The organism is Psychrilyobacter atlanticus DSM 19335 (assembly GCF_000426625.1).
Classification (GTDB): Bacteria; Fusobacteriota; Fusobacteriia; order Fusobacteriales; family Fusobacteriaceae; genus Psychrilyobacter; species Psychrilyobacter atlanticus.
In genome coordinates this window covers 1411543-1437271 of record NZ_KE384547.1, presented here as the reverse complement: position 1 = coordinate 1437271, position 25729 = coordinate 1411543, and the positions used below count along the sequence as shown (strand labels likewise).

Annotated in this window: 27 protein-coding genes; 16 read left to right on the top strand and 11 right to left on the bottom strand. The window is 28.3% G+C overall.

Translation table 11 applies throughout. The annotated features are described in order from the left end of the window. Positions 1-18 precede the first annotated feature (18 nt). The 5 genes from K337_RS0107280 to K337_RS0107250 all read left to right on the top strand — a co-directional run bounded on the left by K337_RS0107280 (position 19) and on the right by K337_RS0107250 (position 5195). Positions 19-948, top strand: coding sequence for a nucleoside recognition domain-containing protein (locus K337_RS0107280; RefSeq protein WP_037029243.1), 930 nt, complete (start codon positions 19-21; stop codon positions 946-948). 141 nt (positions 949-1089) lie between these two features. Then, the gene (locus K337_RS0107275; RefSeq protein ID WP_028856020.1) at positions 1090-2199 is read left to right on the top strand and encodes a GGDEF domain-containing protein; all 1110 of its coding nucleotides are present in this window, start codon (positions 1090-1092) and stop codon (positions 2197-2199) included. A 66-nt stretch (positions 2200-2265) separates the two neighbouring features. Next, positions 2266-2778: a GNAT family N-acetyltransferase gene (locus K337_RS17915; protein WP_051251654.1), complete on the top strand. Its 513-nt coding sequence runs from the start codon at positions 2266-2268 to the stop codon at positions 2776-2778. 1367 nt (positions 2779-4145) lie between these two features. Beyond that, positions 4146-4511 carry a toxin-antitoxin system YwqK family antitoxin gene (locus K337_RS0107255; RefSeq protein WP_028856019.1) on the top strand — a complete coding sequence of 122 codons (366 nt, stop codon included), beginning with the start codon at positions 4146-4148 and terminating at the stop codon, positions 4509-4511. A 45-nt stretch (positions 4512-4556) separates the two neighbouring features. Then, positions 4557-5195 carry a Type 1 glutamine amidotransferase-like domain-containing protein gene (locus K337_RS0107250; RefSeq protein ID WP_028856018.1) on the top strand — a complete coding sequence of 213 codons (639 nt, stop codon included), beginning with the start codon at positions 4557-4559 and terminating at the stop codon, positions 5193-5195. Between the two features lie 99 nt (positions 5196-5294). Here the strand turns inward: K337_RS0107250 and K337_RS0107245 are convergent, their stop codons facing one another. Both K337_RS0107245 and K337_RS19795 read right to left on the bottom strand, forming a co-directional pair. After that, positions 5295-5789, bottom strand: coding sequence for a GNAT family N-acetyltransferase (locus K337_RS0107245; RefSeq protein WP_028856017.1), 495 nt, complete (start codon positions 5787-5789; stop codon positions 5295-5297). A 572-nt stretch (positions 5790-6361) separates the two neighbouring features. Continuing rightward, complete coding sequence (locus tag K337_RS19795; protein WP_156877337.1) at positions 6362-6529, bottom strand: hypothetical protein; 168 nt, start codon at positions 6527-6529, stop codon at positions 6362-6364. A gap of 176 nt (positions 6530-6705) precedes the next feature. Between K337_RS19795 and K337_RS0107235 the strand changes: the two genes are divergently transcribed. From K337_RS0107235 to K337_RS0107225, 3 genes are read left to right on the top strand one after another with little or no spacing between them, the layout of a single operon-like run. Beyond that, positions 6706-7326, top strand: a complete 621-nt coding sequence (locus tag K337_RS0107235) for a nucleotidyltransferase domain-containing protein (protein ID WP_028856016.1) — start codon at positions 6706-6708, stop codon at positions 7324-7326. Positions 7327-7330: 4 nt separating this feature from the next. Next, a complete protein-coding gene (locus K337_RS0107230) occupies positions 7331-7696 on the top strand; it encodes a hypothetical protein (RefSeq protein WP_169712879.1) in 366 nt (121 codons plus the stop codon). After that, positions 7693-8547 (top strand): OmpA family protein, encoded by an 855-nt coding sequence (locus tag K337_RS0107225; protein ID WP_028856014.1) that lies wholly within the window; start codon positions 7693-7695, stop codon positions 8545-8547. The genes K337_RS0107230 and K337_RS0107225 overlap by 4 nt, the downstream gene beginning before the upstream one ends. 121 nt (positions 8548-8668) lie before the next feature. Here the strand turns inward: K337_RS0107225 and K337_RS20370 are convergent, their stop codons facing one another. Further along, a complete protein-coding gene (locus tag K337_RS20370) occupies positions 8669-8797 on the bottom strand; it encodes a hypothetical protein (protein ID WP_281168329.1) in 129 nt (42 codons plus the stop codon). A 299-nt stretch (positions 8798-9096) separates the two neighbouring features. Between K337_RS20370 and K337_RS0107215 the strand changes: the two genes are divergently transcribed. From K337_RS0107215 to K337_RS0107200, 4 genes are all read left to right on the top strand, one after another. Beyond that, positions 9097-10440: a reverse transcriptase domain-containing protein gene (locus K337_RS0107215; protein WP_028856013.1), complete on the top strand. Its 1344-nt coding sequence runs from the start codon at positions 9097-9099 to the stop codon at positions 10438-10440. Between the two features lie 9 nt (positions 10441-10449). Then, complete coding sequence (locus K337_RS20475) at positions 10450-11034, top strand: SLATT domain-containing protein (protein ID WP_028856012.1); 585 nt, start codon at positions 10450-10452, stop codon at positions 11032-11034. A 360-nt stretch (positions 11035-11394) separates the two neighbouring features. Further along, positions 11395-12837 (top strand): MATE family efflux transporter, encoded by a 1443-nt coding sequence (locus K337_RS0107205; RefSeq protein ID WP_028856011.1) that lies wholly within the window; start codon positions 11395-11397, stop codon positions 12835-12837. A 358-nt stretch (positions 12838-13195) separates the two neighbouring features. Then, positions 13196-13408: a hypothetical protein gene (locus K337_RS0107200; RefSeq protein WP_028856010.1), complete on the top strand. Its 213-nt coding sequence runs from the start codon at positions 13196-13198 to the stop codon at positions 13406-13408. Between the two features lie 112 nt (positions 13409-13520). On the opposite strand, the gene K337_RS0107195 is transcribed toward K337_RS0107200, so the two are convergent. Further along, a complete protein-coding gene (locus tag K337_RS0107195) occupies positions 13521-14624 on the bottom strand; it encodes a YdcF family protein (RefSeq protein WP_028856009.1) in 1104 nt (367 codons plus the stop codon). Between the two features lie 323 nt (positions 14625-14947). Here K337_RS0107195 and K337_RS0107190 point away from each other — a divergent pair, with 323 nt between their 5' ends. Beyond that, positions 14948-15691, top strand: a complete 744-nt coding sequence (locus K337_RS0107190; RefSeq protein WP_028856008.1) for a hypothetical protein — start codon at positions 14948-14950, stop codon at positions 15689-15691. A gap of 58 nt (positions 15692-15749) precedes the next feature. Here K337_RS0107190 and K337_RS0107185 read toward each other — a convergent pair whose 3' ends face one another. Then, positions 15750-17366: an ABC transporter ATP-binding protein gene (locus K337_RS0107185; protein WP_028856007.1), complete on the bottom strand. Its 1617-nt coding sequence runs from the start codon at positions 17364-17366 to the stop codon at positions 15750-15752. 278 nt (positions 17367-17644) lie between these two features. Here K337_RS0107185 and K337_RS0107180 point away from each other — a divergent pair, with 278 nt between their 5' ends. Both K337_RS0107180 and K337_RS0107175 read left to right on the top strand, forming a co-directional pair. After that, entirely contained in the window at positions 17645-18160 is a 516-nt protein-coding gene (locus tag K337_RS0107180; protein WP_028856006.1) for a GNAT family N-acetyltransferase, read from the top strand. A gap of 71 nt (positions 18161-18231) precedes the next feature. Continuing rightward, complete coding sequence (locus tag K337_RS0107175; RefSeq protein ID WP_028856005.1) at positions 18232-18726, top strand: GNAT family N-acetyltransferase; 495 nt, start codon at positions 18232-18234, stop codon at positions 18724-18726. A 44-nt stretch (positions 18727-18770) separates the two neighbouring features. Here K337_RS0107175 and K337_RS17905 read toward each other — a convergent pair whose 3' ends face one another. Then, positions 18771-20474, bottom strand: a complete 1704-nt coding sequence (locus K337_RS17905; protein ID WP_051251653.1) for a BCCT family transporter — start codon at positions 20472-20474, stop codon at positions 18771-18773. A 624-nt stretch (positions 20475-21098) separates the two neighbouring features. On the opposite strand from K337_RS17905, the gene K337_RS0107165 reads away from it, so the two are divergent. Beyond that, the gene (locus K337_RS0107165; protein ID WP_156877336.1) at positions 21099-21476 is read left to right on the top strand and encodes a toxin-antitoxin system YwqK family antitoxin; all 378 of its coding nucleotides are present in this window, start codon (positions 21099-21101) and stop codon (positions 21474-21476) included. A gap of 78 nt (positions 21477-21554) precedes the next feature. Here the strand turns inward: K337_RS0107165 and nifU are convergent, their stop codons facing one another. The 5 genes from nifU to K337_RS0107140 form a co-directional block, all read right to left on the bottom strand. Next, positions 21555-21923, bottom strand: a complete 369-nt coding sequence (nifU, locus tag K337_RS0107160; protein ID WP_028856003.1) for a Fe-S cluster assembly scaffold protein NifU — start codon at positions 21921-21923, stop codon at positions 21555-21557. A gap of 55 nt (positions 21924-21978) precedes the next feature. Next, on the bottom strand, positions 21979-23133 hold the full coding sequence (gene metK, locus K337_RS0107155) for a methionine adenosyltransferase (protein WP_028856002.1): 1155 nt from the start codon (positions 23131-23133) through the stop codon (positions 21979-21981). A gap of 453 nt (positions 23134-23586) precedes the next feature. After that, on the bottom strand, positions 23587-24357 hold the full coding sequence (locus K337_RS0107150; RefSeq protein ID WP_028856001.1) for a hypothetical protein: 771 nt from the start codon (positions 24355-24357) through the stop codon (positions 23587-23589). Beyond that, on the bottom strand, positions 24354-24920 hold the full coding sequence (locus K337_RS0107145) for a DUF1007 family protein (protein ID WP_028856000.1): 567 nt from the start codon (positions 24918-24920) through the stop codon (positions 24354-24356). The genes K337_RS0107150 and K337_RS0107145 overlap by 4 nt, the downstream gene beginning before the upstream one ends. 316 nt (positions 24921-25236) lie before the next feature. Next, the gene (locus K337_RS0107140; protein ID WP_028855999.1) at positions 25237-25701 is read right to left on the bottom strand and encodes a GNAT family N-acetyltransferase; all 465 of its coding nucleotides are present in this window, start codon (positions 25699-25701) and stop codon (positions 25237-25239) included. Between the last annotated feature and the right edge of the window lie 28 nt (positions 25702-25729).

The window sequence follows — 25729 nt, the reverse complement described above, 5'->3', positions numbered from 1 at the left end:
GTCGTGGAGGAGAAAAAAATGAAATTATTAAAAGAAAGTGCAAGGATAAGCTTAAAGCTTTTGAAGATAATGCTGCCTATAAGTATCTTAGTAAAGGTCGGAAGTAATTTTGGAATAATAGATATCCTTTCTAAAACTTTGTCTCCATTAATGAAAATAATGGGACTCAGCGGAGAGATGGGAATTGTATGGGCAACAGCCATGATAACCAATATATATGGTGGGATATTGGTATTATTTACCATGGCACAAAATAATACATTCACAGTGGCAGAGATAACTATAGTGGCTAGTATAATTTTATTTGCTCACTCCCTTCCAGTAGAGCTAAAGGTTATCTCGGAAACAGGAGCAAAACCCTGGAAAATTTTGAGTATTAGAGTGTTGTGTGCTGTGATAGCGGGAGGATGTTTAAATTTATTGTTTAAGTTTTTTAATATCTACCAAGAAACAGCAGTCTTTAAGTTTACAATAAAGGAATCAAATTCAGGAATTACGAGCTGGATATTGGGAGAACTAAAAAAATATATAACAATATTTATCATTATATTTATTCTTTTGGCTCTCATGGAGGGATTAAAAAAAATAGGAGTTATAGATTGGATAAATGATAAGTTCTCTCCAGTGATGTCTTTTCTGGGAATTGATCCAGGACTCTCATTGACTTGTATTGTTGGTCTTACTATGGGAATCAGTTATGGCAGTGGACTCATCATAAAAGAAACAAGGGAAGGTAACTATAACAGGAGAGATCTATTCTTAGTGGCTGTATTTATGAGTTTGTGCCACGCCCTTATAGAGGACACACTTTTGATGATTCCTTTGGGAGCTAAGATGATAGGGATATTCTGGGGACGAATAGTCTTTGCAGTAATATTTACGTTGGTATTCAATAGGATAATGCCGAAAGATGAGGTAAAAGAAGTAGAAGCGGAATTAGAAAAATAATAATTAAGAGTGAAAATGAAATTATATATTAAAGAAATTACTAGGATATTTTACACCAAAATAAATTTTATAATTTAAATTTACAATTCAGAAATTAAAATAGCACTCTATTGGTTTTATGATGGAAAAGGAGAAATTATTATGGTTTTGAAAAAAATGAACAAAGTTGTTAAAAATAATAATAAAACTATTACTTTATCAGAAAATAGAGAAACTAAAGAAGAATGTCATAAATTGATAAGGGAAAAAGATATCCTTTATTTTATAAAGGAAATTGCAAAAGCTTTGGTTTCTACCAGCTCAATAGAGGAGATGTCAAAAATAGTATATAATTTTTTGAGAGATAGTTATGGTGAATGTACTATTGGGATAGCAGTTAATTATCCTAAAGAAAAAAGAATATCTGATTGTTTTTTCTTTGAGAAAAATGAACGATTAGACTTTGAAGAGATCCTTTATAGTGAAGGTAGTGCGAGTAAATTATTAAAGGCAGTTTTAGATAAAAAAGAATATATCTATGAAAAACACACAAGGGAAGGGCCTGCAGTTTTTATAGGAAGAATTCCAACAGCGACTTATTTTACACCTTTGATAATAGAAAAAGATGCAATTGGAGCATTTACTTTTCAGATATATGAAAGGGATACCTTTTCAATAGAGCAGATAGAGGTATGCAGGGAGCTAATTCCTTTTATGAGTATTGCTCTCAATAACACTCTTCAAAATAAAAAAATATTAATGGCAAATAAAATTTTAGAGAAGTATTCTAAATACGATGACCTTACTGGGATTTATAATAGGAGATTTTTTTATGAATCCTTTGATAAGATCTATAAAAAATCTATTTTAAAAGGTGAAAAAGTTTTCCTCTACCTGATGGATCTGAATAATTTTAAAGGTGTCAATGATAACTTCGGTCATTTTGTAGGGGATGAAGTTCTTATGAAGGTGGCTGAAATTTTGAAAAGATTATTTTTTAACAGAGGAGAGATCGGAAGGTATGGGGGAGATGAATTTCTCTGTGGAATTACTAAAACCTCTAAAGAAGAAGCGCTGGAATTAGCTGAAAAAGTTGTAGATGAGGTCTCTAACTTAGATATTTATTACAATGATTTTGGTGGGAAGGTCGGGATCAGTATTGGGATATTGGAGTTAGATTCAAAAAAAGACTTAAGGGGCTATTTTATGCAGTTAGATAAAAATCTCTATAGGGCAAAGAAATCGACAACAAAAACAATATTTATCTCTTAAATTAGGGATGGAAATAAATTTGAGTTAATAAAAAACAGAAGTACTTGGATAAAGGGGGATAAAAATATGGAAAAAATAGTAGATGAAAATATAAAAATTGTATCTCTGGATTTAGATGATATGGGATCTATCGATCAGCTGTGCAATGAATGCGAGGATTATTTTTTAATGGTTAATGGTGCCATTCACACAACAGAAGATACAGAGGAAATATTGACTGCTCTGCCTCCGGAGAAAGAATACAAAGATAAGTTTGTATTAGGAGTCTATTATAAGGAGGAGCTGATAGGGGTAATAGATCTTATAAAGGATTACCCTGTAATAGATCAATGGATCATTGGGTTATTTCTTTTGAAGAAAAAAGATAGGAATAAGGGAATTGGAAAATTGGTTCATAATGCTTTAATTGAAATGGTATTAAAGGACAGTGGAAAGTCACTTACACTAGGTGTTGTCAAAGAAAATATCAAGGGATTAAAATTTTGGGAGAACCTGGGTTATAAAACAATAAAAGAAACCGATGTAACACTGGGGGATAAAGTAAAGAAAGCGTACGTAATGGCAATGGAATTAGTGTAGGTTAAATTTTTTATCTTAATTTTTTCTAAATTGAAATAAGTTAAATACTCGTGGATAGAACAAAAAATTAAACCTAAGGGTGTCACCCTTAACGGAGTTCATTTCAGATATGCGAATATTTTATTTTTCTCTAATAACATTAGAAAAAAATAAAAATGCAGCAAAAGAAACGAACCAAAGAAAAGCAAAAAATCTTATACTTCCTCATTCTGACTTCTCTCAAATAGAGAAGACGAAGCAATAACCATTTGATGTTATAGAGTGAGGCCATGGATCCCCGTTTCTTAGTGGGGTGCCTGACGGACATGGTGAGTACGACGAAACTCGTAAAGATATTTACTGAGGAGTAGAATAACATCTAAAAAAAGAATTTAATTATTTTTGACGTAGACTAGTACCTGTTTTTAATTTTTAATTTTGAAGTTTATAGTCGTTGTACTTCAGCTGTACTGTTTCTACAACAACGATTGTGTATTACTCATTAAGACCATTAGAAACTTCTTGAACTTTTACGTCTCATTTTCTTCTACATCTTAATTTTTTCTAAATAGAAATAAATTAAATACTCGTGGATAGAACAAAAAATTAAACCTAAGGGTGTCACCCTTAACGGAGTTCATTTCAGATATGCGAATATTTTATTTTTCTCTAATAACATTAGAAAAAAATAAAAATGCAGCAAAAGAAATGAACCAAAGAAAAGCAAAAAATCTTATACTTCCTCATTCTGACTTCTCTCAAATAGAGAAGACGAAGCAATAACCATTTGATGTTATAGAGTGAGGCCATGGATCCCCGTTTCTTAGTGGGGTGCCTGACGGACATGGTGAGTACGACGAAACTCGTAAAGATATTTACTGAGGAGTAGAATAACATCTAAAAAAGAATTTAATTATTTTTGACGTAGACTAGTACCTGTTTTTAATTTTTAATTTTGAAGTTTATAGTCGTTGTACTTCAGCTGTACTGTTTCTACAACAACGATTGTGTATTACTCATTAAGACCATTAGAAACTTCTTGAACTTTTACGTCTCATTTTCTTTCAAGAGAAAAGAGACCCGTATTAAAGATGGAATCTTTAGAAACTCTCCCTTCTCTTTCTTTCTAGAAGAAATATTAGAAATAATAAATTAAAAAAATACCTTTTCACTTCCCTCCTAAGTTTTTTCGTAAGGTTCTTAGATGCAATTTCTTCCTGATCAAATCATCCATTCGTTAAAATTTCTCTTAAATAAATGAAAATAAGATTAAAAACATGGCTTATTTACCTATAGTTTATTAAGGTAATCTTGATATTATTTAGGGTTTGTAGTATAAAGTATATGAGCATACTTTAAATTAAACTATAAATAAAGAGGGGGAAACCATGAAAAAAATACTATTACTGCTGTTATTATTGATATCAGTGATTAAAATAAGTTTAATTAGTTATAGAAAATCAATTGATCAAAATCAATCATATGAACGAAGTATTGAACCTGAGAGACATTTTAAAAATAAATTAAAAAATGCAGAAGTTATTGGATACTGTGAAAACGGAAAGGTTATGTTTAAAGGAAATTATAAAAATGGGAAAAAAGATGGAGAATGGCTCACTTATTATAAAGGCGGAGAAATAAAATTTAAAACAAACTATAAAGGCGGAGAAAGAGACGGAGAATCAATTACCTATAATAAAAATGGAGAAGTTAAACTGAAAATGAATTATAAAGATGGGGAAAAAGTTGATTAAAGAAACTAAAAGGTATTGGGTAACAATTAATAAAGAGGTGTAACTATGATGACCATTTATTTATTCAGTAATTTTAACAACAATTTTCCAAAAGATATAGAAAGAAATTTGAAAGATGATATAAATATAGATAGCTTTGTTTTTATCCCGACTGTTCCTGAAGACATTAATATAAGTGAAAAATATTTTGATCTAACTAAGAACTTATTTGAAAGTATTGGAATTGATTTTAAAATCTCTACTTTATTGGATAGAAGGTATTCTTCTGAGGAAGCTAAAAAAATAATAAAAAGTGCTACTGTTATTTTTTTAAGTGGTGGCGATACATTAAATCAATTTAAATTTATCAAGGAATATCAATTGGAGAAAGCACTGGATGAATTTATTGGTACCTTAATGGGCTTGTCTGCTGGAGCTATTAATTTAGGTGGAACATCTATGGTGTTTAAAGATAATTTAGACAGTGCTGATAGGATATATGATGGATTAGGAATTAGTCCAATTACCGTCATTCCTCATTTTGAACCAATTGAGAGTCATTTTAATGAAAAATTATTTAAATTATCCAGTGAGAATTTAATTTTTGGTATAACTGACAACAGTGCAATAAAAATAACTTCAGGTTTGCAATTTTTTGGTGATATCTATTTATTGGACAGAGGAAAGGTGTTAAAATTAAAATAAAGTCTATGTTATATTTTAAGCGATTGGAATACGGGAAAAGGATCACCTACAAACTTTTAAAGTTGTAGTTGATCCTTTTTCTTTTCCCACTTTTGATTTTTAATATACTTTTCCCATATAGTATTGATCGACAAATTCACCGTCTAATCTGAAAGATGACCTTTTAATACCTTCAATTTCAAATCCCATAGACTTATATAAGTTTACCGCTTTTTCATTATCACAAACTACAGTTAATTCAATTCTTTTAATATTTTTATTCTGAGACCACTGGTCCACTTTATTCATTAATGCTTTTCCCCCGCCTTTTCCTCTATGGGAATTTAGGATACCTAAAGCAATATGTAGATTATAATTCATTCTATTACATTTGTATCTCACCCCTTTCAAAAATCCAACAATTTTACCTTCTACTTCCATTAAAAACATAGGGATTTCATTTTCAATATTATATTTAATAATATTTTTTTGATCTTCTAGGGTAGTTTTTCTTTCGCCCGGTTCGAACATCAAAAAATTTGTTTGCTCATCTAAAATTTTGAGCATTTGAAGATATCTTTCTGCATCTTCTAGTAATACTTCTCTTATAATCATAAAATCACTCCTCTATACTTATTTTTAATATTAAGTATAGCACAATAAAATATATTTTATAACATTTTAGAGTGTTATTAATTTATTTATTTTTTCTTTGCTGCATCACAAAAATTATTTCTTTTCTTTTGGGGTACAGGCTTTTACAATTGGCATTTTCTCTTGAATAAATAGGTTATCTAATATCTAAATTTAGAGATCAAAAATGGCACTTACTACAGTGCTTGAACTCCCACTATATTAATTTAAATCCTCAAAAGAAAAGTCTATCTTAATTGATAGACTTTTCTTATTAAATATATGATAGATAAGCTAACACTCTGTCATTTTTTTCTTCTCTCAAGTAATGAACATTAGAAATAAGAAAAATACAAAAATACTCTCTAATTTCCCTTCTAAGCTCTCCTAAAAACTTCCCCTTATGATTACATGGGTAGCGTTGAAATTCGTTAAATAAGAAGGTCTTTAATCCGTTGGTATCATTGGGATTGAAGGGGAGAAAATGGATAAGGCCACTGAGTGGCCTTAAGGGGGTTAGAAATAGCCTTAAAGGTAGCGTGAGTGGCCTTATTTTACTCTAAAATTAGTGTGTTTTTCTTTTTGTATCCAATAGATACCTTTCTTTCCTCCATCAAATATATTTTAAATTCATCTATAATAGATCTATTTATCCCTTTAAAATAAGTCTCTACAGTAGCTTTGGTATAGTTGTTTTCTAAGTATTTTTTGTATTGTGTCATAAAAAACACCTCCTATAGGAGTTTTAACACATAAAAGGTTGAAAGTTAAGGGTAGTATTTTTATATTTATGTAGTATACTCTAAGGGAATTAATTCTAAAACAATTTAAAATAGTAAATAAATTACACATTGAGAAACTAAAGTAATAAAAAATATGAAGTTAATTAGGAGGATTTATGTATGTAATATTGATAGGTTCTGTAGCTAAGAACGAAGAAAATGAAAATAGCGATATAGATATATGTCGAATAGGAACAGAAATGTTAATAGAAAAAGATGTGAAATGGCCTAAGGGACCAATTAGTTATATCGACTATAGTATAGAAGAGTTTAGTTCTCTTTATGAAAAAGGAAGTCTGTTTATTTATCATATCCTCAAAGAGGGCTTATTACTAAATGGATCTGAAAAAAATTGGAATTTTTTAGTAGAAAAATTTAATTTTAAAGATACTTATGGTGAAGAGGTTGAAAAGATAAAAATAATACTCCAAAAGATATTAGAAGTTGACATTTATGGCTCTACATTTTTGTCTTTTTATTCAAATCTTTTTACTTTATTAAAGAATTTTTCTATTTTTTTATTAGCACATCAAGGAAATTTTGAATTCAACAAAAGAAAGGCTTTCAACCAAGTATTGGGTGAGAAATATTATGAATTACTCTATTATTCATACAACAAGTTTGAAAGAGGGATAAATTCGAAAGATAATAAAATAGATTTTTTATCGCAAGAATTAGCAAAAGATGTAATTGAATATTTTAAAAATAAAATGGAGATGATAAATAATGTTAAGTGAAATAATGTGTGAAAGATTACTAGAAATTTTTAAAGGAGAAAAAAAGAATCGAAAAATTGTAAAGGTTATAGTTGATTCTTTACAAGAACAATTGTTTAAGAAATTTTTTTCAGAGACTCTTCCAACAGGGACAACAAACAGAAGAATTAGAATAAATTGTTCAAAGTCTGAATTTGATGAGAGTGAAAAAAAAATATTAAATGCTTTAGAAAAATTATTAGGAGAGTATGATGGAACATTTAGTAAAAGCTATATGAGTCATGCCTCAGAATTAGAGGATTTTATCGACATGCACTTAAAAAGATTAATAAAAGCAATTTTAGAATTAGATGAATCAACTCATCTTGAATTATTGGAATATATAAGATGAAAGACAAACAAAAAGAAATCCTTATAGAAGCTTGGAAGATGTACCAAAATTTAGCGAAAGGCTTTGGTGAAAATAGTTGGAAAATAAAGACTCTAGGAATCGGTTTTTGGTCAACTGTTATAGCTTATGGATATAAAAATTCAGATGCAATTATCTATTTATTTTCTATTTTAATAGTTGTGATGTTTTTCTTTATTGATTGTGGAATGAAAACGTTGCAGTATAAATATATAAAAAAATCTATTGAAGTTGAAAAAGGTATTAATGATTATTTAGTAGGTAGCGATAGTCTAAGCTTTCCAAGTAATGGCATTTCTACAAATGTAGAGGCTATCCAAAGAGAAGATTATATTTTTTTAATTAAACTGAGGAGCTGGAGATTTTGGATTCAATATTTATGTATGGCACTTATTTCAATATTTATGTTGACTTACTCTCCACAGAATAAATCAGTCAATAATATAAATGCAAATAGTAACATTAAATATAGAAAAAATAATGATTTTAATTCGAATTTTGAAAAAACTTTGATATATTTTAACTTAGGAGAGAGTGAGCTTTCCATTTCAGGGGAAAAAAAATTAGAAAAATTACAAGAATTTACTAAAGAAATAAAGTCAGTAATAGTCATACCTTACACAGATACAACAGGTACAAATCAAATGAATAGAAAAATTAGTAGTGAAAGAGGGGAAAACGTCCAAAAAAAATTGATGAAAATAGGTATCCCAAAAGAAAAAATATTCATATCATCTTCAAATACATTATTAATTGAAACATCTATAAATGTAAAAGAACCTCTTAATAGAACGGTACAAATGATTATTGAAGTAGGAACAAAAAGGAAATAAAAAATTAGAATTAGGAGTTTTATTATGAAAGAACACGCTAATATAGAGAATAACGAATGGAATAGACCTAGAAATATGACTACTTTAAATTTAAAACAAAACTCAGTTGAAAAAGAAGCAGTTAGAATTTTAAACCACTGCCGAGGTCTTTACAATACTCTAAAAGTTTTTTGTTAGTTTCTTCATCGATTCTAACTTTTATATCGATGTTTTTAGGTGATTCAACTTTTGGTCTTCCTATTTTTTTCATAAAACCTCCTTTTTGAGTTCCACAATCTAATTGTAGTTTATGAGTTCCGAAAAGTCGAATTTATTTTTAAAAATTTATTTATATACTATTTATTAAGGAAATATATATTGATATATAATACTTGGATATGATATTCTATTAAATAGAAGCTTACTATCTTTGAATTAAATTTCAATGAGACTTTCATACGAAAGTAATCTAACCAACGAGGTCTAACCTCTTTCTAAAAGACTTCTCGGCTTAAAAGCTTAGAAGATTCCTTACCTTGCACCTTAGTAAGCTTCTAAGGAGTAAAAAAAATGAAAGCTTATCAACTATTCAACAATATTTTTAAGAAAAGTAACTTACTTAGAATATACACTGAAAATGTCCAATATAAAGCTGCAGTAGGGAATGATAAAATAAATCACCGAATTTTTAAAGGTAAGCTAATGGATGAAACAATTCTTATTAGCAAAAAAGTTTTTAATAATAGTTATAACTTTACCACTTATAGACAAAAGTTAATTTTAAAAGGGAAAAAAAGTAACCCAAGAGAGGTTTCAATATGCACAATTAGAGATAAAATAACCCTAGTCGCATTGAAAGAAGTTTTGCAGGAATTATTTAAAAATGAAATAAAGACTAGTTTGGTACAAACATATATATATGATATTAAAAAGACGTTAGAAACAAATAAATATGACAGTTTTATTAAGTTGGATTTAGAGAATTACTATGGCACAATAAATCATAAAAAATTATTTAAAATACTTGGTAAAAATATTCGAAAAAAAGAAATATTAACTTTAATAAATAAATCTATTACCACTGGAACTTGTTCAATTGGGACTAAATGTAAAATTAAAAATACCTTAGGTATTCCACAAGGACTACCAATCTCAAATGTTTTATCTACTATTTATTTAAAAAATTTTGATAAAAAACATTTAAATAATAAAGAATATAAGTATTTTAGATATGTCGATGATATATTTATTTTTTGTAACAAAGAAAACGTTAAAACAATTTGTAATTCTATTATTGAAGAATTACAAATTGATTATAAATTAAAAGTTCATCCAATAGAAAATGGTAGTGCTAAAAGTTCGTTTGGTCTTATAAAAGATGGTTTTTCATATCTTGGATATGTATATACTGGTAAATTATTTACAATTAGATCAACTACAATAAATAAAATGGAAAACCGTTTAGAAAATTTACTAAATGACTATAAATTAAAAAAAGATAAAAAGTTTTTTGATTTTGTTGATAAATTCAACTTTAAAATAACAGGATTTATAAGTGAAAATGAAGAAAAATATGGTTGGCTTTTCTTTTTTTCTCAATTAGAAGATTTAACTATCCTATATAAATTAGATAACTTAGTAATTAAGTTATTTAAACGTCATGATCTCGAAACAAAAAATATAAGAAAATTTTCAAAAAGTTTTCATGAAATACTCTATAATAGAGATAAAACAAAATATATCCCTAATTTTAGCAAGTATACTACTGAAGAAAAAAAAGAGATTTTAATTAAAAGTTTAGGTGGGAAAGTTGAAAAATTTAGTGAAGATGACATTAAATATGAATTTAAAAAATATGAAAAATCATTAAAAAAAGAAATGGAAAGAGATCTTCAAGGTATATCATATTTATAGGAGGAATAAGTGAAACAAGGATATTATAACAATTTAAAAAGAAATATATATATAACTAGAAAATGTAGGATAAACTTATCTGAACGATTACTGAAAAAAAATAAATGTTGGAACTATATCAATTTTATTTATTCCTTATGTTTAATAGGTTTAGCTATTTTAGGGTTAAAGAAAAACATAGGAACAGCTAATTATAATCTATTAATGGTTTTTTTATCTGTATCTGTAACTATGATTTCTTTATATTCCAACACTCAAAACTATAAAGAAAGAGCTCTCTCTTTAAAGTTTCATTATATTAAACTTCAAAGTATGTATATCGAACTCTCACACTTAAATTTTAATACTCATTTTCAAAGAATAAAAAAAATAGAAAATGAGTATTTAGAAGAATTAAAATTAAGCGAAAATCACATTCCTAGAGATAGATATTTTTCAATAAAAGAAGATCCTCAAGAAATTGAGTCATTAAAAAGGATTTCTTGGATAAAGAAAATCTATTATCACATATTCTTTTATGAAGATTATATCTGGTTTATACTTTTTATTTTGCCTATATTATTTTTTTACCAGAATTATACTCCTCTAACTTAGAGGTCAAAAACGGCACTTACCTAGGTACTACTAAACCCTTAAGAAAATAATAAAAGATCCTAATTTTTTTAGGATCTTTTTTAATTACTTTAGAGTTAGGAATTAAGTCAAATTATCTACCAAAAATAGTGATTCCGTGGGGACAGTTTGGGGACAAAAAATATTATTCTCAAAAAAACGCGTAAAATATTGATATTAAACCTCAATAAAAATAGGGGTTTAATGAATAGAATTACGTTAAAATAAAACCTATTAGGTGCGCCACTTCCTTGAAACTCTCCTTCTTTAAGTAAATTGTTTTTAAAGGGTAAAAATAATATAAATTGTATATTTAAAGAATCAAGTAAAAAGGAGGGAGAGATGTCAACATACAATATATTAGAAGATGATATTTATGGTTTAATAAAGAAAATAGCTATCCCAGCATCTATAGGGTCGTTGTTTACAACACTTTATAATGTTGTAGACACTATTTTTGCAGGAAAAGTTGGAACTGCTGGAGAAGGTTTAGCAGGGGTATCTATAACTTTCCCACTTTTTTTATTGCTCTTATCTATTTCTATAGGGTTAGGAGCAGGGACAACTACTCTTGTAGGTAATGCAATAGGTGCTAAAGAGAATAAAAATGCAAGAGAGATAACATACAATTCATTTATATTAGCAACAATAATGTCAATTTTAAGTGTTGTTATTTTATATCCAATGCTTCCAGGAATTTTAAGATTTTTAAAAGTTTCAGAGGAAGTTTTACCTTATTCTCTTAGTTATATTAGAGTTATATATATAGGAATATTTACTTTTACTATCTCAGGTGTCGCTAATTCTGTTTTATCAGCTCAAGGACAAACAAAACCTTATAGAAATATCCTTATTATAGGTTTCTTCTTAAATATAATATTAGATCCATTATTCTTGGGGAAAAATCCTTTATATTTTATAGAATTAGCATTAAAAAAAATATTTTCAACAGTAACTTTTGGAAATATGAATACAGGAATATATTTTTCAGAAAGTTTGGATATATTCCCAAATATGGGAACTGCTGGAATAGCTCTTGCTACAATACTAATTCAATTATTTCAAACTATATATATAGTCATAAAATTAATAGAATCTCCATTATTCCATTGTCAAAGAGAAAAAGGAGAATTTAAATTTGATTATAACATTATAAAAGAACTTCTAAAACAAGGTCTACCTGCTATGCTTAATATGATAACTGTTACTACAGGTATATTTATATTAAATTATTTCGTTTCATATATAGGAGGAAGTAATGCCACAGCTGCTCTTGGAATAGGATATAGAGTAGAGCAAATAGTCATGTTACCTGCATCAGGAATATATATCGCTATGATGGCGATTATTGCACAAAATAGAGGTGCCGAAAAATATGACAGAGTCTATGAAACTTTTAAAAAAGGATTTATATTGAGTGTAGGGTTACTAACACTTGGTTCTATAATAGTTTTTATAATAAAATTAAGTTTAATATCGTTATTTACCAACAACAAGAATATTATTAGATTAACAATAGAATATCTAAATATAGAAGTATTTACTATTCCTGCATATGCAGTTTTATCTAGCAGTATCAATACATTACAAGCTATTAAGTTACCAAAAGTTCCAATGTATGCTACCTTAGTTAGACAATTTTTTATGCCTTTAACACTATATACTTTAGTAACTTTTGTTTTTCAATTACCTATAAGATTTATATGGATTTGTGTATTTATTAATGCATGGAGTGTAAGCTTATTCTTGATGTTTTATGCAAGACGACAAGTCAAAAAAATTTAAATAATTATATTTTTGAAAGTTCTAGAATAACTATTACGAAAATTTTGTAATAGTTATTTTTATTTAACAGAAATTTTATAGATTTTATTATTAAAAATGAAATAATTTAAAATCAGGCTTTTTATATCAAACAAATGATAAAGTTTGGTCTACATGACTTCAAGTAATTACGAGTTTATTTGTTTATATTCCATACAAAAAAATATGTTTCAAAAGTTATAAAATTTTGATTGATTAATATATTTAAATATAGTATTATAATTTCGATTAAGAAAAAAAGTTCTCCTAAAATATTCTGATTTCTTTAATAATTAAAGGAGATAGATTTTTTAATGAATTTATAAAAGGAGGAAAAAGTATGGATTTAAAAGAATTACAGATGATTATGGAGTCAAAAGATTTTAAAAAATTTGTTGAACTCTATGAAATAAAAAAAGAAATATACACCTGTGAATGGCTTGAAATAGAAGAGATGAAAGATGAGCTTCTTGAACAATATGGTTTAGTTAGTCTATACGGCTTAAAAATTAATGATGAAGATGACGACGACTGTTACGAAGATGATTATTAAATTTATATATGGGTATACTTTTTATGAATATAATTAAAAAAAATGATTATATTTTAGATCTTTAGCTAAAAATAAAAAAACATCACGAATTTTTCGTGATGCTTTAAATATCTTATCTTTGTATTCCTGGATAGTTCCATAATCCAGAACCTCTTAATGTGTCTCTGTAAACTACCATATATTCTTTAGATGACACTTTCATTGCTTCTTCTACAGAATCATAGTCTAGGTATACTAAGTTATCAAAGTTAATATCTAAGTTTTCTCTAACAGAAACTTCTTTATACACTGATAATCCTCTTCTAATATGACTAGCACTAGAAATCAATGTTACATTTTTAGTGTTTAATTTTTTCATTATCTCAGTAGAGTATACAGCATTTCCTACTGTATCTTTAGCTTTATCATCTATAAATACTCTAGATGCATCTATTCCATTTTCAACTAACCATTCCTTCATTAAATGTCCTTCAGTAACTCCCTGCTTAGGAACTCCTCCACTTACAATTATAGTTGAGTTAGGATTTAATTTGGCCATAGCCAATGTTTGGTCTAATCTTTTTATCAGAGTAGGTCTCATAGTACCGTCATTTGCCAGAGCATATCCTAAAGTAACTATTGTGTGATTAGGAGTTTTTACCTTGTATGCGTCTGTTTTTATATCTGTTTTTAAAAAGTTCTCTGTTCTTTCAAAACTAGCTACATATTTTGCAGTCTTTTCAGGTTCAATCGTGCTCAAGAATTTTAAAGTATTATCATAAGATAAAGTATCTCCATTTATTCTAGAATATGCTGCAAACAATATATTAGCATCAAAATTATTTGGTTCAATGTTTAAAATTCCTTTATATGTTTCTAAAGCTTCAGCTATCTTCCCTTGTATAACTTGAGTAGAGGCGATAGAGAATCTTAAGTCTAACCTATATGGATCTAAGTTGCTTGCCTCTTTAAAAGAATTTTCAACAACATCATATTTTCCTTTAAGAGTGATCCCTTTAAAGAACTCTTGTTCTACCTTCTTTAGATCTCCTCCATTCCAGTAATAATAAATACCTGTTTGAACTAATTCGTCTATTTTTCTTTGGTTATCAAAATTGACTACTTGAACTATTTGGTCTTTTGATACCTTATTTGATTTATTTTGAGCTGGAGTACATGCCATTAAAGATAAAGATAAAACTGCGGTAATTAAGATTTTTCTTTTGATATTCTTCATTTTTTCATCCCCTATTATGTTTATGTTTTGTATTAAAATTTCACTCTTCGTTTGTTAAGTGAAATTTAGTATACAGAATTATACACCATCAATCTTTAAAAAGCAAAAAAAATCTTTACAAAGATACCAATTATTTTTGCATAACCTCTTAGAAGGCATTAAAACTTTAAAAAAATTGACTTTTTAAAGATTTAAAGCTAAAATTACTCTTGGATAAAGCTTAAAAAATGATATATCTTTTAGTGAAATGGCGATTTCTGTAAAAGAAGAAAATAAATTTTAAAAGCTATTGATTAAAAAATTATTTAACAAAGGTGGCGAAAATGAAAAAAGTAAATTGGAAAATCTATATGGGCTTGTTACTGATAATGATGTCAGCTTCTTTTTATCTTCTGGAATATTTTTTATTTAGAGATATACATCATATCTTGGTATTTTTAATAGAAGATATTGCTTTTTTGTTTATTGAGGTTTTATTGGTTACATTGATTATTCATAAAATTCTTGATAACAGGGAAAAAAAAGAACGGATGGAAAAATTGAATATGGTTATAGGGACTTTTTACAGTGAGATAGGTACAGACCTTTTGAGTATTATTGCAAATATGGATGTGGAGATAGTAAAGTCACAATCTAAATTTAAAATAACGGATCATCCCTCCAAGGAAGAATTTAAAAATATGTGTACACTTCTAAAGGAACATAAAAGTCAATTCAATCATAAAGATATTGACTGGAAAAAATTAAAATTTCTTTTAGAAAATAAAAAAGATTTTTTATTAAGGCTTCTTGAAAATAATAATTTACTGGAGCATGAAAGTTTTACAGACCTTTTGTGGGCTGTATTCCACCTCACTGAAGAGCTGAAGCATAGAGATACTCTCGTAGGCCTTCCTGAAGAGGATTATCAACATCTCACAGGAGATATGAATAGAGTTTATGGTGAACTAAAAAATCAATGGGTAAGCTATATAGATCATTTAAGAGAAAGTTACCCTTATTTATTTTCCCTTGCCTGCAGAACCAATCCTTTTGATCTGGATTCTTCAGTAATAGTAAGAAAGTAATAAAAAATGCCAGTTTTAATACTGGCATTTTTTATTGCTTAGATTGTAGTGATTTTTTTTATTCTAAATTAGAATAATTATTTAGGTTAAGAATTTTACTAAATTTTGAAATTTCATATTTACTATGGGTAATAAATAATATAGTTTTATCTTTAAATAAATCTAATACCAAATCTAGTATCCTTATTTGTGATTCTTCATCTAAATTACTCGTTAGTTCATCAAAGATATAAACATCAGAGTTCTTTAAAAATGTTCTAGCTAAAAGCATCTTCCTCTTTTCCCCCCCTGAAAAATTAGAACCTAAATGGCTTAATCTAGTCTGATACCCCATAGGGAGGGAAGATATTAAATTATGAATATTTAATTTTTTACAGATGTCTATTATATCATTAAGATCTATATCTTCATTTCCTAATCTTAAATTTTCCTCTATACTAAAATCAAATAAATTATTCTCCTGAAAAAGTATTGAAATTTTATCTCTATAATCTTCTATATTTATGTCATAAAAATTACTGTTGTTTAAGATAATTTCTCCTGAGCCTATTTTTTCTATTCCTGTAATAATATTTATTAACGTACTTTTCCCTCTTCCATTTCCTCCTACAATAGCTATCTTGTCACCATGATTTATTTTGTAGGAAAAATCTTTATATACAACTTTAGTTCCATAAGAAAAACCAATTTTTTTGAATTCCAAAGATTTAAAGATCTCCAAGGTTTCAATAGATCTAAAATAATTCTTATCTTTAATAAATATATTCTCTATTCTTTTATAGGATTCTTCTGTTTTTACTCTATCTTCTAAAAATTTTCGAAATTGCAATACAGGGTTATACATAAATTCATAATAACTGAGGAGGGCTAATAAACTTCCGATTGTTAATTTCCCAGATTTAATTCCTAAAATACCTATAAAAAATATAACTACTCTTCCACCTGTTAAAGTATATTTAGTTAATGCTCCTAATAGATTTGAAAACACGATTGATTTAACATTTATTTCTTTTTCTGCCTCCGTTATAGTTATCATTTTTTTTGAAAAATATTTTTTTAAGTTATTAGATTTTATTAATTTTAATGATAATATCGATTGATTTAATAATTCTAAAAATTTTTCTTTATTTTTTAAAATTTGAACTTTATATTTTTTATATTTTTTGCTATGAAAAGTATTAAAGTAAAAGATCAATAAAAATAAAAAAACTATTATAGCAGTTATTTCCATAGAGAGTTTAAACATTGTTATTAATAAAAATACTATTATTATTATATTATAAGTGAACAATTTTAAAGTAGAACTTAGAAATGTAGAAACTGTGGTGATGTCACTCTCCATAATTGTCATCAGTTTCCCCACTTTATTTTTTGTTATATTTGATAGGTTAGAATTTAACATTTTATTATAAACATCTTTTTGAAACTCTGTTTTAATAGTTGTAGAAAGTGAAGCATCGTAATAAGACCTTATTATTTGGAATACATAGTGTAAAAAATATAGAGCTAACATATAGAATATTAACCTGTTTATTTTAGAATAATCTTTATTTACAATATCATCTAATATATTTTTTTGAACTAATGGAATGATCATATAAGATAAAGCCTCAATGACTGTAAAAAATAAAGATTGGCTCCATCTCAGCTTTGATTTTTTTAATAGTGAGTACATAATTTCTCCTAATGTGTTTTTTATTTTGGTATAAAAAATAAGTTCCTATTTTTAAGCTATTTTTAAGTTAGTATCATATATACCACAATATCAATAAAAAGCAATAATATTACATATTTTTCTCACTAAATTTTCGAATCTATTAAAATTCTTCCTATGTTTTTATGTGAGACAAAAGCGACATAGTACTTTTTTTAATTTTAAAAATTGACTTTTAAAAAATTAAAAGATAATATTAGTCTTGAATAGACTTATAAAATGATAAAAAAAGGAGATCTATGAAAATAAAAAAACCATTAAAAAATAACCTTCCTCAGCTAGAAGAATTTTTTAGAATAGTTATATCTGATACGGCTAAAAAAGAAGAAATAACTATTCCAGATTTTGTAGATGAAGAAGTAACAGAAAAAATGAAGTATTGTAAAAATTATTTTAAAGAAGGGAGTAATATATCTCTTTTGATTGCTCTAGATGGTGAAAAAATAATAGGGACTATATCATCCTCATATTGTAATTCAGATATAAAAGATGTGATTAAAGATCTTAAGAAAGGTGCTATAAAAATTGGAACCGTATATATTCATCCATCTTATCAAAAAAAAGGTATAGGGAAAATCCTTTTAAATGAAATGTACAAAATATTAAGATCTAAAAATATAAAAGAGTTTTATTTGGATTCTGGTTATAAAAGCGCTCAAATATATTGGACTAAAAATTTTGGAAAACCATTTTTTAAGGCTAAAAATTATTGGGGTCCTAAAATAGATAATCTAATTTGGAAAGTTAAATTATAATAAGGAAATTTATTTGCCCTTTTTTATTTATGTAGTATACTCTAATAATTAATTAATAGGGGGAAGGGAAGATGGAGATCTATCTAAAAAAATTAGAATTAGAAGAACCGATTGAAATTTTTAATTTACTTCAAGAAACAGTTAAAGAAGAGTGGGGATTATTGGATTCTATGACTACTGAAGAATTCCCCAAATATTTAGAGGACAAATACAATGAAGATTTAGGAATTAATTTAAAAAATGGAAGAGTTCCACAAACAAATTATTGGCTTTATGTGGATGAAATTCCGTGTGGACTGATTGTTCTTAGAAGACGAATCAGTGAACCTCTAGTTAAGAGAGGAGGACACATTGGGTATTATATAAAAAAAGACTATAGAAAAAAAGGTTATGGGCAAAAAATGCTTGGATTGTGTTTAGACCTTTTGAGGGAAGAAGGGATGGATAAAGTCTTAATTACATGTGATATTGATAATAAAGGTTCTCAAAAGATTATAGAAGGGAATAGAGGAATTCTTGAAAATATAATAGATGGGAGCAAAAGATATTGGATAACTATTAATTAAAAGCCAGGGAATAATTCCCTGGCTTTCTTTACTCAATTTTTGATTTAAATTTCTTTGACCGATTCATCTTTTTCAAATTCACCGTATATTTTCTCGTTAAACATTTTGTTTAGAAGTTTATCACTTCTATATTGTTTAAGTTTTTTTAAGTCATCTCGAAGACCTATATGTAAACTATAAGTCATAGCAAGGAGCATCACTGTAAAGGGCAGACCCGAAATGATTACACCTGTTTGAAGCGCACTCAGGGCCTCGCTTCCTCCGGCAATTAAAAGTGCTGCCGCTATAGTTCCCTGCATCATAGCCCAGAATATTCTCTGAGAAATAGGAGAGTCTGTCTTTCCTCCAGAAGTTAGGTTGTCAACCACAAGAGATCCTGAATCTGATGAAGTGACGAAGAATGATATAACTAAGAATGTACCAGTTATTGAAAGAATCATTTTAAAAGATGAAGAAATATCTAAATTTTGAATCATTGCGAACAATGAAGTCGCTACATTATTATTAACTGCATCTAATAAAGCTCCACCATCTATACTGTTTTGGAATAAGGCTGTTCCACCAAAAGCGGACATCCAGATAAAACTTAATAATGTTGGCACTATAAGAATGGCTAGTATAAATTCTCTGACTGTTCTTCCTTTTGAGATTCTCGCGATAAACATTCCTACAAATGGAGACCATGAAATCCACCATGCCCAATAGAAAATAGTCCATGAACCCTGCCACTTATTTCCATTTTCAGTAAAGAAACTTATTGAGATTAAATTATTCAGATAAAATCCCAATCCATTATTAAAAGCTCTTACAATATAAAGGGTCGGACCTAAAACTATAATCATAATAAGAAAAACAGTAGCAACTTTCATATTTAATTCCGAAAGGATCCTAACCCCTTTTCCTATTCCAGAAACAACAGAGATAGTTGCTATAAGTGTGATAACAACTATAATCAACACTTGGATTTTCGGTGATTGAGGGATCCCAAATAAAAAATTTAATCCTGCATTTATTTGCTGAGAACCAAATCCAAGGGAAGTAGCCAGTCCAAAAAGACATGAAATTACAGCAGTTATATCTATGACATCTCCTATCCATCCAAAGACCTTGTCTTTAAATATCGGGTAAAAAACAGACCTTAAAGAAAGAGGTAACCCTCTGTTATATGCAAAAAATGCTAAAGATAGAGCTACCAAAGCATAGATCCCCCACGGGTGAAACCCCCAATGATAAAAAGTTACTCCTAAAGCTTCTCCAATAGAATTCCCATCGGTTATGGGCATTTTACCGGTGGCGTGGTAAAGAGGTTCTCCTACACTCCAGAACATAAGTCCGATACCCATTCCAGCACTTATAAGCATAGAATACCATCCAAAATTAGTATATTCTGGTTTTGCCTTGGGTCCTCCTAATCGAACCTCTCCTAATTTACTAAACATAAGATAGATAGGAAATACCAAAAATATATTTGCACTTATAATAAAAAACCAATTCCAATTGTTGGTTATATTATCTTTAATCCCACTTAAAACTTCATTTACCCTGATTGGGTCTTTTAAAGTAGATCCTATAAAGAATAAAACCAATAATCCAGAAATAATAGATACTTGCGGGTGAAAATCAAATCCCCACTTATTAATATTTCTAGAATGTAATAATTTTGTCTTTCCTTTTAGTTTATCAGTTTCAAACTTTGGTTTTTTTAACCTTGTTTTTGATTTTTGTACTGTTTTCTTTTTTTTCTCCATTTTTTCCTCCTAATAACAAAAAAACACTCTAATTCTACTACCATAAAGGTAATAGAGTTAGAGTGTTTAAGTTTCGTCTAATAGACTCACAATATGCCACATAAGTAGCATAATACATTGCCTCAAAAGAGACCCTGAATAAACCCCAGTTCTATAAATATTTTTCAAGTTAAATTTTTCTTTTTTGTTCAATTGGTTTGCATCTACACTATATAAAACATTATAAACCTCGCCAATTAAGTAATCATTTAATTTACTTCATATCGTATTCTTTAGTATTATACTATATTTGTCCCACTAAATCAACTATTTTGACTATTTTTTTGGTATAATCATGGTTTGTTAGAGACTTTAGTATTTAAAAATAAGTTGAGATGGTTAAGATAGAGGAGAAAAGAATAAATTATTACCCTGCAATATTAGTTAGAGTGTACCATAATGAGAGTCTTTGTTAATTTCAATATCATTTTTAGTTGAGTACTTTAATTTTTTATATAAGTACCTAATATTGTTTAAACTTTTAAGAGCCTATAAATAAATTTAAAAATTTGATTTTATTGTTATTTCAAGGCAGACTTAAATAGGGGTATCTGGTTACAAGAGAATACAATGGGGGAGAGAGGGATGAAAAAAATAATATTAATATTGATGATTAGTATGAGTTTAGTAAATTATAGTAAATCAATGGGTCAAAACCAATTAGAAAGCAAAGACACTAAAGAAAAAAGAAGTTTTAGAAGCAAATTTACAGATACCAAGGTGGCTGCTTATTGTGAAAATGGAAAAGCTATATATAAAGGAAGTTTTAAAAACGGGAAAAAAGATGGAGAATGGGTAACCTATTATAAGGCTGAAAAAATTAAACTTAAAGGGAATTATAAAAACGGAAGGAAAGATGGAGAATGGACTACTTATTATAAAGACGGGGAAGTCAAATGGAAAACAAACTATAAAGATGGGGAAAGTATTGACGATGGGACTATATCAAAGTTTGGTCATTAAAAAAAATAAAATATATAGAGCCAGGACAGTAAATTTACTGTCCTTTTTTTAGGCTCTAATGAACTCAAGTCAATTTTTTTATCTTTTAGAAGTATAATCCTCTATTGCTGCATTTATAACTTCTTCAGCTAAGACTGAACAATGTAATTTTGATGCTGGTAATCCGTCTAAATTTTGTGCAATAGATTTATTTGTCAATTGTAATGCTTCTTCTATAGTTTTATTTAAGATCATCTCTGTTGTCACAGATGAGGAGGCAATAGCTGATGCACATCCAAATGTTCTAAATTTTGCATCGATGATTATTTCATCTTCTATCTTTAAGAAAATTTCCATCATATCTCCACAAGACGGGCTTCCTACTTTTGCATATCCATCAGGGTTTTCAATTACTCCAACGTTTCTAGGATTCATAAAATGATCCATTAATTTTTTTGTATACATCAAATTAGCCATTATTTCTTCTGTAGATGTCATCTATTATCACTCCCTGTCTTTTATTTTATTTTTTTAGCTGAAATTTAACTAGGTCTACTCTATTTAATCTTTCCCAGGGAAGATCTATGTCTGTTCTTCCAATATGACCAAATGCAGCTAAATCCTGATAGTTAAAGTTTCCGCTTCTTAATTCAAGGTCATTTTCTATCCCTTTAGGGGTAAGATCAAATGTATTTTTTACAATATCAGCCATCTCTATGTCACTAATTTTACCGGTTCCGAAAGAATCTATCTTTATAGAGGTCGGTTCTGCTACACCGATTGCATAGGATAGCTGCACCTCACATTTTTCTGCAAGATCTGCTCCTACGATATTTTTTGCAACCCATCTTGCTGCATATGCTGCAGATCTGTCTACCTTGGAAGGATCCTTTCCGGAGAATGCTCCTCCTCCATGTCTGAAATATCCCCCATAAGTATCTACAATTATTTTTCTTCCTGTAAGTCCTACATCTCCATGGGGGCCCCCTATTACAAATCTTCCTGTAGGATTGATATGATAATGTCTTACACCTTCCGGATCTATCTTATATTTTTTTAGAACAGGGTTGACTACCTCCTCTATGATCGTTTTATGTATTTCACTCTGTGTCACTTCTGGGTGATGCTGTACAGATACTACTACTGTATCAACATAATCAATATTTCCATCTTCATCGTAAGCCAGAGTTATCTGTGATTTGGCATCAGGTCTTGCCCAAGTAATTTCCTTTGATCTGGTCATTTGAGTTAATCTTTTAATAATCTCCCTAGAGAGAACCAATGCCAAGGGCATAAGCTCTGGAGTTTCTCTCACAGCTCCTCCAAACATTATTCCCTGATCTCCTGCTCCCCCTTTATCTACACCCATGGCAATATCAGGTGATTGGGAACAAATTAAGTTTATCACTCCGCAATTTGAATCAAATCCCATCCCTTCCTCATACCCTATCTCCTTGATCTTTTCCCTTACAATTTTCTGAACATCTACATAAGTGCTGGTAGTAATCTCTCCTCCTACCACAACTTGTCCTGTTGTACAGAAAACTTCACAGGCTACTCTGGAATTTGGGTCACCTTTTAAGCAGACATCTAATACTGCATCTGATATTTGATCTGAAATTTTATCCGGGTGTCCCGGTGATACATACTCCGAAGTAAATAATATTTTCTTTTCCATCTGTTGATCATCTCCGTATAAACTTTTATGAATAATATTTTAATAACTCTTACAAGTATTGTGCATATGCACGTTTAAACTATAGTAATTTATTCTGGTTTTGTCAATAAATATTATTTATATATGATTTTTCCTCCTGTCTTTTACCGTCAACTTATACTAATTCATAGAACGCGGATCTCTATAGAGACACACTAAAACTCTATAATTAAAGAGAGTAATCCTTTTTCTAGATGTTATTTAACTTTTCAGTAGATGTATTACGAGTTTCGTCAGATCTACCATGTCCGTCAGGCATCTCACTAAGAAACAGAGTCCGTCCTTAGAATTTTATTTATTCTTCATTTCTTTTCAGATAATAAATATCAGAAATAAGGAAAAGGAGTTTTAAATTATTCTTCTAAAAAAAGAGAACACCTTAAAATTTTTAAGATGCTCTCTTTTTAATTAAATCTAAACAATAATATTAATCCCATATAATATCATAACTATAATTCCAATGTATCTAAGGGATACAATAAATGACCCTTTAATTTTGATAACCTCATTACTAAAAAAATTGCTTAACAGCCCACTAAAAACTAATGTAATAAATACTCCCGTACAAACAGCTAAAATACTAATAACTCCATACTGGCTTAATTTCAATATGTTTAAAAAAAGTAATATGTTTAATATTCCACTGCAGGGAACAATCCCTAGGAAAAAAGAAGCCAGAAAAATATTTTTGCTGGCAGAAGATCTGCAAGAATGACTTTCTCTTTTAAATTCTTTATAGAATAGGTACAGCCCCATAATTACTAGTAATATCGCTGTCATCGTTCTACCATGGTTTTCAATTTTAAAATTCAAAACAGGTAAAAGTTGTTTTCCAATAAATGCAAACAACTTATATAAAATAAATGTACTGATTCCTTGACAATATGCTATTATTCCAGCTAAAAAAATAATTTTTTTAAAAGTTATTTTTTCGATAAGAACAGCAGAAGATAAAATGATTTTCCCATGACCAGGACCTATAGAATGAACCACTCCGTATAAAAACAATGTAATTATACCTAAGTAAATACTTCCATCACCCCGAAAATTTCCGCTGATATTTGCAACTATTTCTCTCTGAATATTAACAATTTTTCTGAAAATTAATTGATTATAACTCTTAAAAATATAAAACAACCCCATAAACAAGATTATAAGTAATATTAACTTTATTTTTTTTTTCAAAACTTCACCTCAAATTCAACTGGATTAAGATTTCCCATGTAGTAACTGACATTTTCGTTTTCTATCAGATCGTATTTTAAAAATCTTTCTATATTATTTTTTAAGAAATAATTTTTATCATAGACATAATCATAATAATATTCCTCATCATAGATAGAAATATTCATTTTATCTCCTGAATTTATTTTAAGTTCAAAAGGTATATAAAGTTTATAAATAAGATTATTATTATCCATAAAGACATCTTTTATAACAAATTCATCTATATCTACAATGCTTTGGTTATATTTTATATGGAAATGGCTGTTTTTGCCGCTAATCCCTTCAAAATTTTCATCAGCTAAAGCTTTAAATTCCGCTTCATTTAAATTCCCATCATTATCAAGATCGTAAAGAGAAAGATAGATTAAACTATTCATCTCATCCATAATTACGATAAAGTTAACTCCCTTTAAGAGGTCATCCTCTATTTTAAGCTCTACAAAGGTTTCTAAAAATACATGGGGATGTGCTTCTGCCATTATGGTTACAATAAAGAAAATTGTTATCATTAATTTTTTCAATTTATTCCTCCTAAATCTCTAGCTTATAGATTTCCAAATATTATATCATGAGAGACTCTTTTTCTTGTAGATTTTCTCCTTAAAAGTTTAAATAGTTATACATTAAATAAGAAGGTCACCAAACGATTGAAAACATTGGGCTAGAGGACAAATTTTTAAACTTGTATATTCAATTGACAGAACGTCTATCAAAAAGACAAACTGTCTCCTCAATAGACGTTTTTAGGGTATGATTTTAGGTTTAATTACAGTAGTTTAGACCCTAAAAAAGGCTCACAGTTGGGTTTCATCTCCCATTATTATTAATTAATTGATTTTATAAATTTTTAATAAAAATCCTGTTTCCGTTGTCAGCAGTTTCGTCAATATGGTGGTATCCGTTTTTCTTCCAAAAATTTACAGCATCCTTATCAGCAGTTATATAATATGATTTTGTAGCTAATTCTTCTTCTACCAGGGTAACCAGCTTTGAGCCAATATTAGTGTTTCTGGCATTTGGATCCACATATAATTCGCAAATTCTCCCAGTAACGGTCTTTTTAAAATTATATCGATCATACATGATAAATCCTAGAATAATACCATTTTCCGAAGCAACCATCATATTTGTATCATTATCTTCAGTAACTAAAGACATGACATGCTCTCCATGATCTTCGAAATTATATTTTTTTCCCGATAGAATATCTCCCCTATATATATATTTAAAATAATCGACTATAATTTTTTTTAATCCCAAATAATCTTTTAATGTCTCTTTTTCTATTTTTTTTATTTTCATATTTCATCTCCTCAATTAATAAATAAGT

Bases quoted from the DNA above. Each gene is read 5' to 3' on its own strand.
- K337_RS0107180 (WP_028856006.1), top strand. From the start codon at position 17,645: ATGAAAATAAAAAAACCATTAAAAAATAACCTTCCTCAGCTAGAAGAA.
- K337_RS0107185 (WP_028856007.1), bottom strand. From the start codon at position 17,366: ATGTACTCACTATTAAAAAAATCAAAGCTGAGATGGAGCCAATCTTTA.
- K337_RS0107195 (WP_028856009.1), bottom strand. From the start codon at position 14,624: ATGAAGAATATCAAAAGAAAAATCTTAATTACCGCAGTTTTATCTTTA.
- K337_RS17915 (WP_051251654.1), top strand. From the start codon at position 2,266: ATGGAAAAAATAGTAGATGAAAATATAAAAATTGTATCTCTGGATTTA.
- K337_RS19795 (WP_156877337.1), bottom strand. From the start codon at position 6,529: ATGACACAATACAAAAAATACTTAGAAAACAACTATACCAAAGCTACT.
- K337_RS0107205 (WP_028856011.1), top strand. From the start codon at position 11,395: ATGTCAACATACAATATATTAGAAGATGATATTTATGGTTTAATAAAG.
- K337_RS0107255 (WP_028856019.1), top strand. From the start codon at position 4,146: ATGAAAAAAATACTATTACTGCTGTTATTATTGATATCAGTGATTAAA.
- K337_RS0107190 (WP_028856008.1), top strand. From the start codon at position 14,948: ATGAAAAAAGTAAATTGGAAAATCTATATGGGCTTGTTACTGATAATG.
- metK (WP_028856002.1), bottom strand. From the start codon at position 23,133: ATGGAAAAGAAAATATTATTTACTTCGGAGTATGTATCACCGGGACAC.
- K337_RS0107215 (WP_028856013.1), top strand. From the start codon at position 9,097: ATGAAAGCTTATCAACTATTCAACAATATTTTTAAGAAAAGTAACTTA.
- K337_RS0107225 (WP_028856014.1), top strand. From the start codon at position 7,693: ATGAAAGACAAACAAAAAGAAATCCTTATAGAAGCTTGGAAGATGTAC.
- K337_RS0107230 (WP_169712879.1), top strand. From the start codon at position 7,331: ATGTGTGAAAGATTACTAGAAATTTTTAAAGGAGAAAAAAAGAATCGA.
- K337_RS0107200 (WP_028856010.1), top strand. From the start codon at position 13,196: ATGGATTTAAAAGAATTACAGATGATTATGGAGTCAAAAGATTTTAAA.
- K337_RS0107275 (WP_028856020.1), top strand. From the start codon at position 1,090: ATGGTTTTGAAAAAAATGAACAAAGTTGTTAAAAATAATAATAAAACT.
- K337_RS0107250 (WP_028856018.1), top strand. From the start codon at position 4,557: ATGATGACCATTTATTTATTCAGTAATTTTAACAACAATTTTCCAAAA.
- K337_RS0107165 (WP_156877336.1), top strand. From the start codon at position 21,099: ATGAAAAAAATAATATTAATATTGATGATTAGTATGAGTTTAGTAAAT.
- K337_RS20370 (WP_281168329.1), bottom strand. From the start codon at position 8,797: ATGAAAAAAATAGGAAGACCAAAAGTTGAATCACCTAAAAACATCGAT.
- K337_RS0107280 (WP_037029243.1), top strand. From the start codon at position 19: ATGAAATTATTAAAAGAAAGTGCAAGGATAAGCTTAAAGCTTTTGAAG.
- K337_RS17905 (WP_051251653.1), bottom strand. From the start codon at position 20,474: ATGGAGAAAAAAAAGAAAACAGTACAAAAATCAAAAACAAGGTTAAAA.
- K337_RS0107175 (WP_028856005.1), top strand. From the start codon at position 18,232: ATGGAGATCTATCTAAAAAAATTAGAATTAGAAGAACCGATTGAAATT.
- K337_RS0107235 (WP_028856016.1), top strand. From the start codon at position 6,706: ATGTATGTAATATTGATAGGTTCTGTAGCTAAGAACGAAGAAAATGAA.
- K337_RS0107140 (WP_028855999.1), bottom strand. From the start codon at position 25,701: ATGAAAATAAAAAAAATAGAAAAAGAGACATTAAAAGATTATTTGGGA.
- K337_RS0107245 (WP_028856017.1), bottom strand. From the start codon at position 5,789: ATGATTATAAGAGAAGTATTACTAGAAGATGCAGAAAGATATCTTCAA.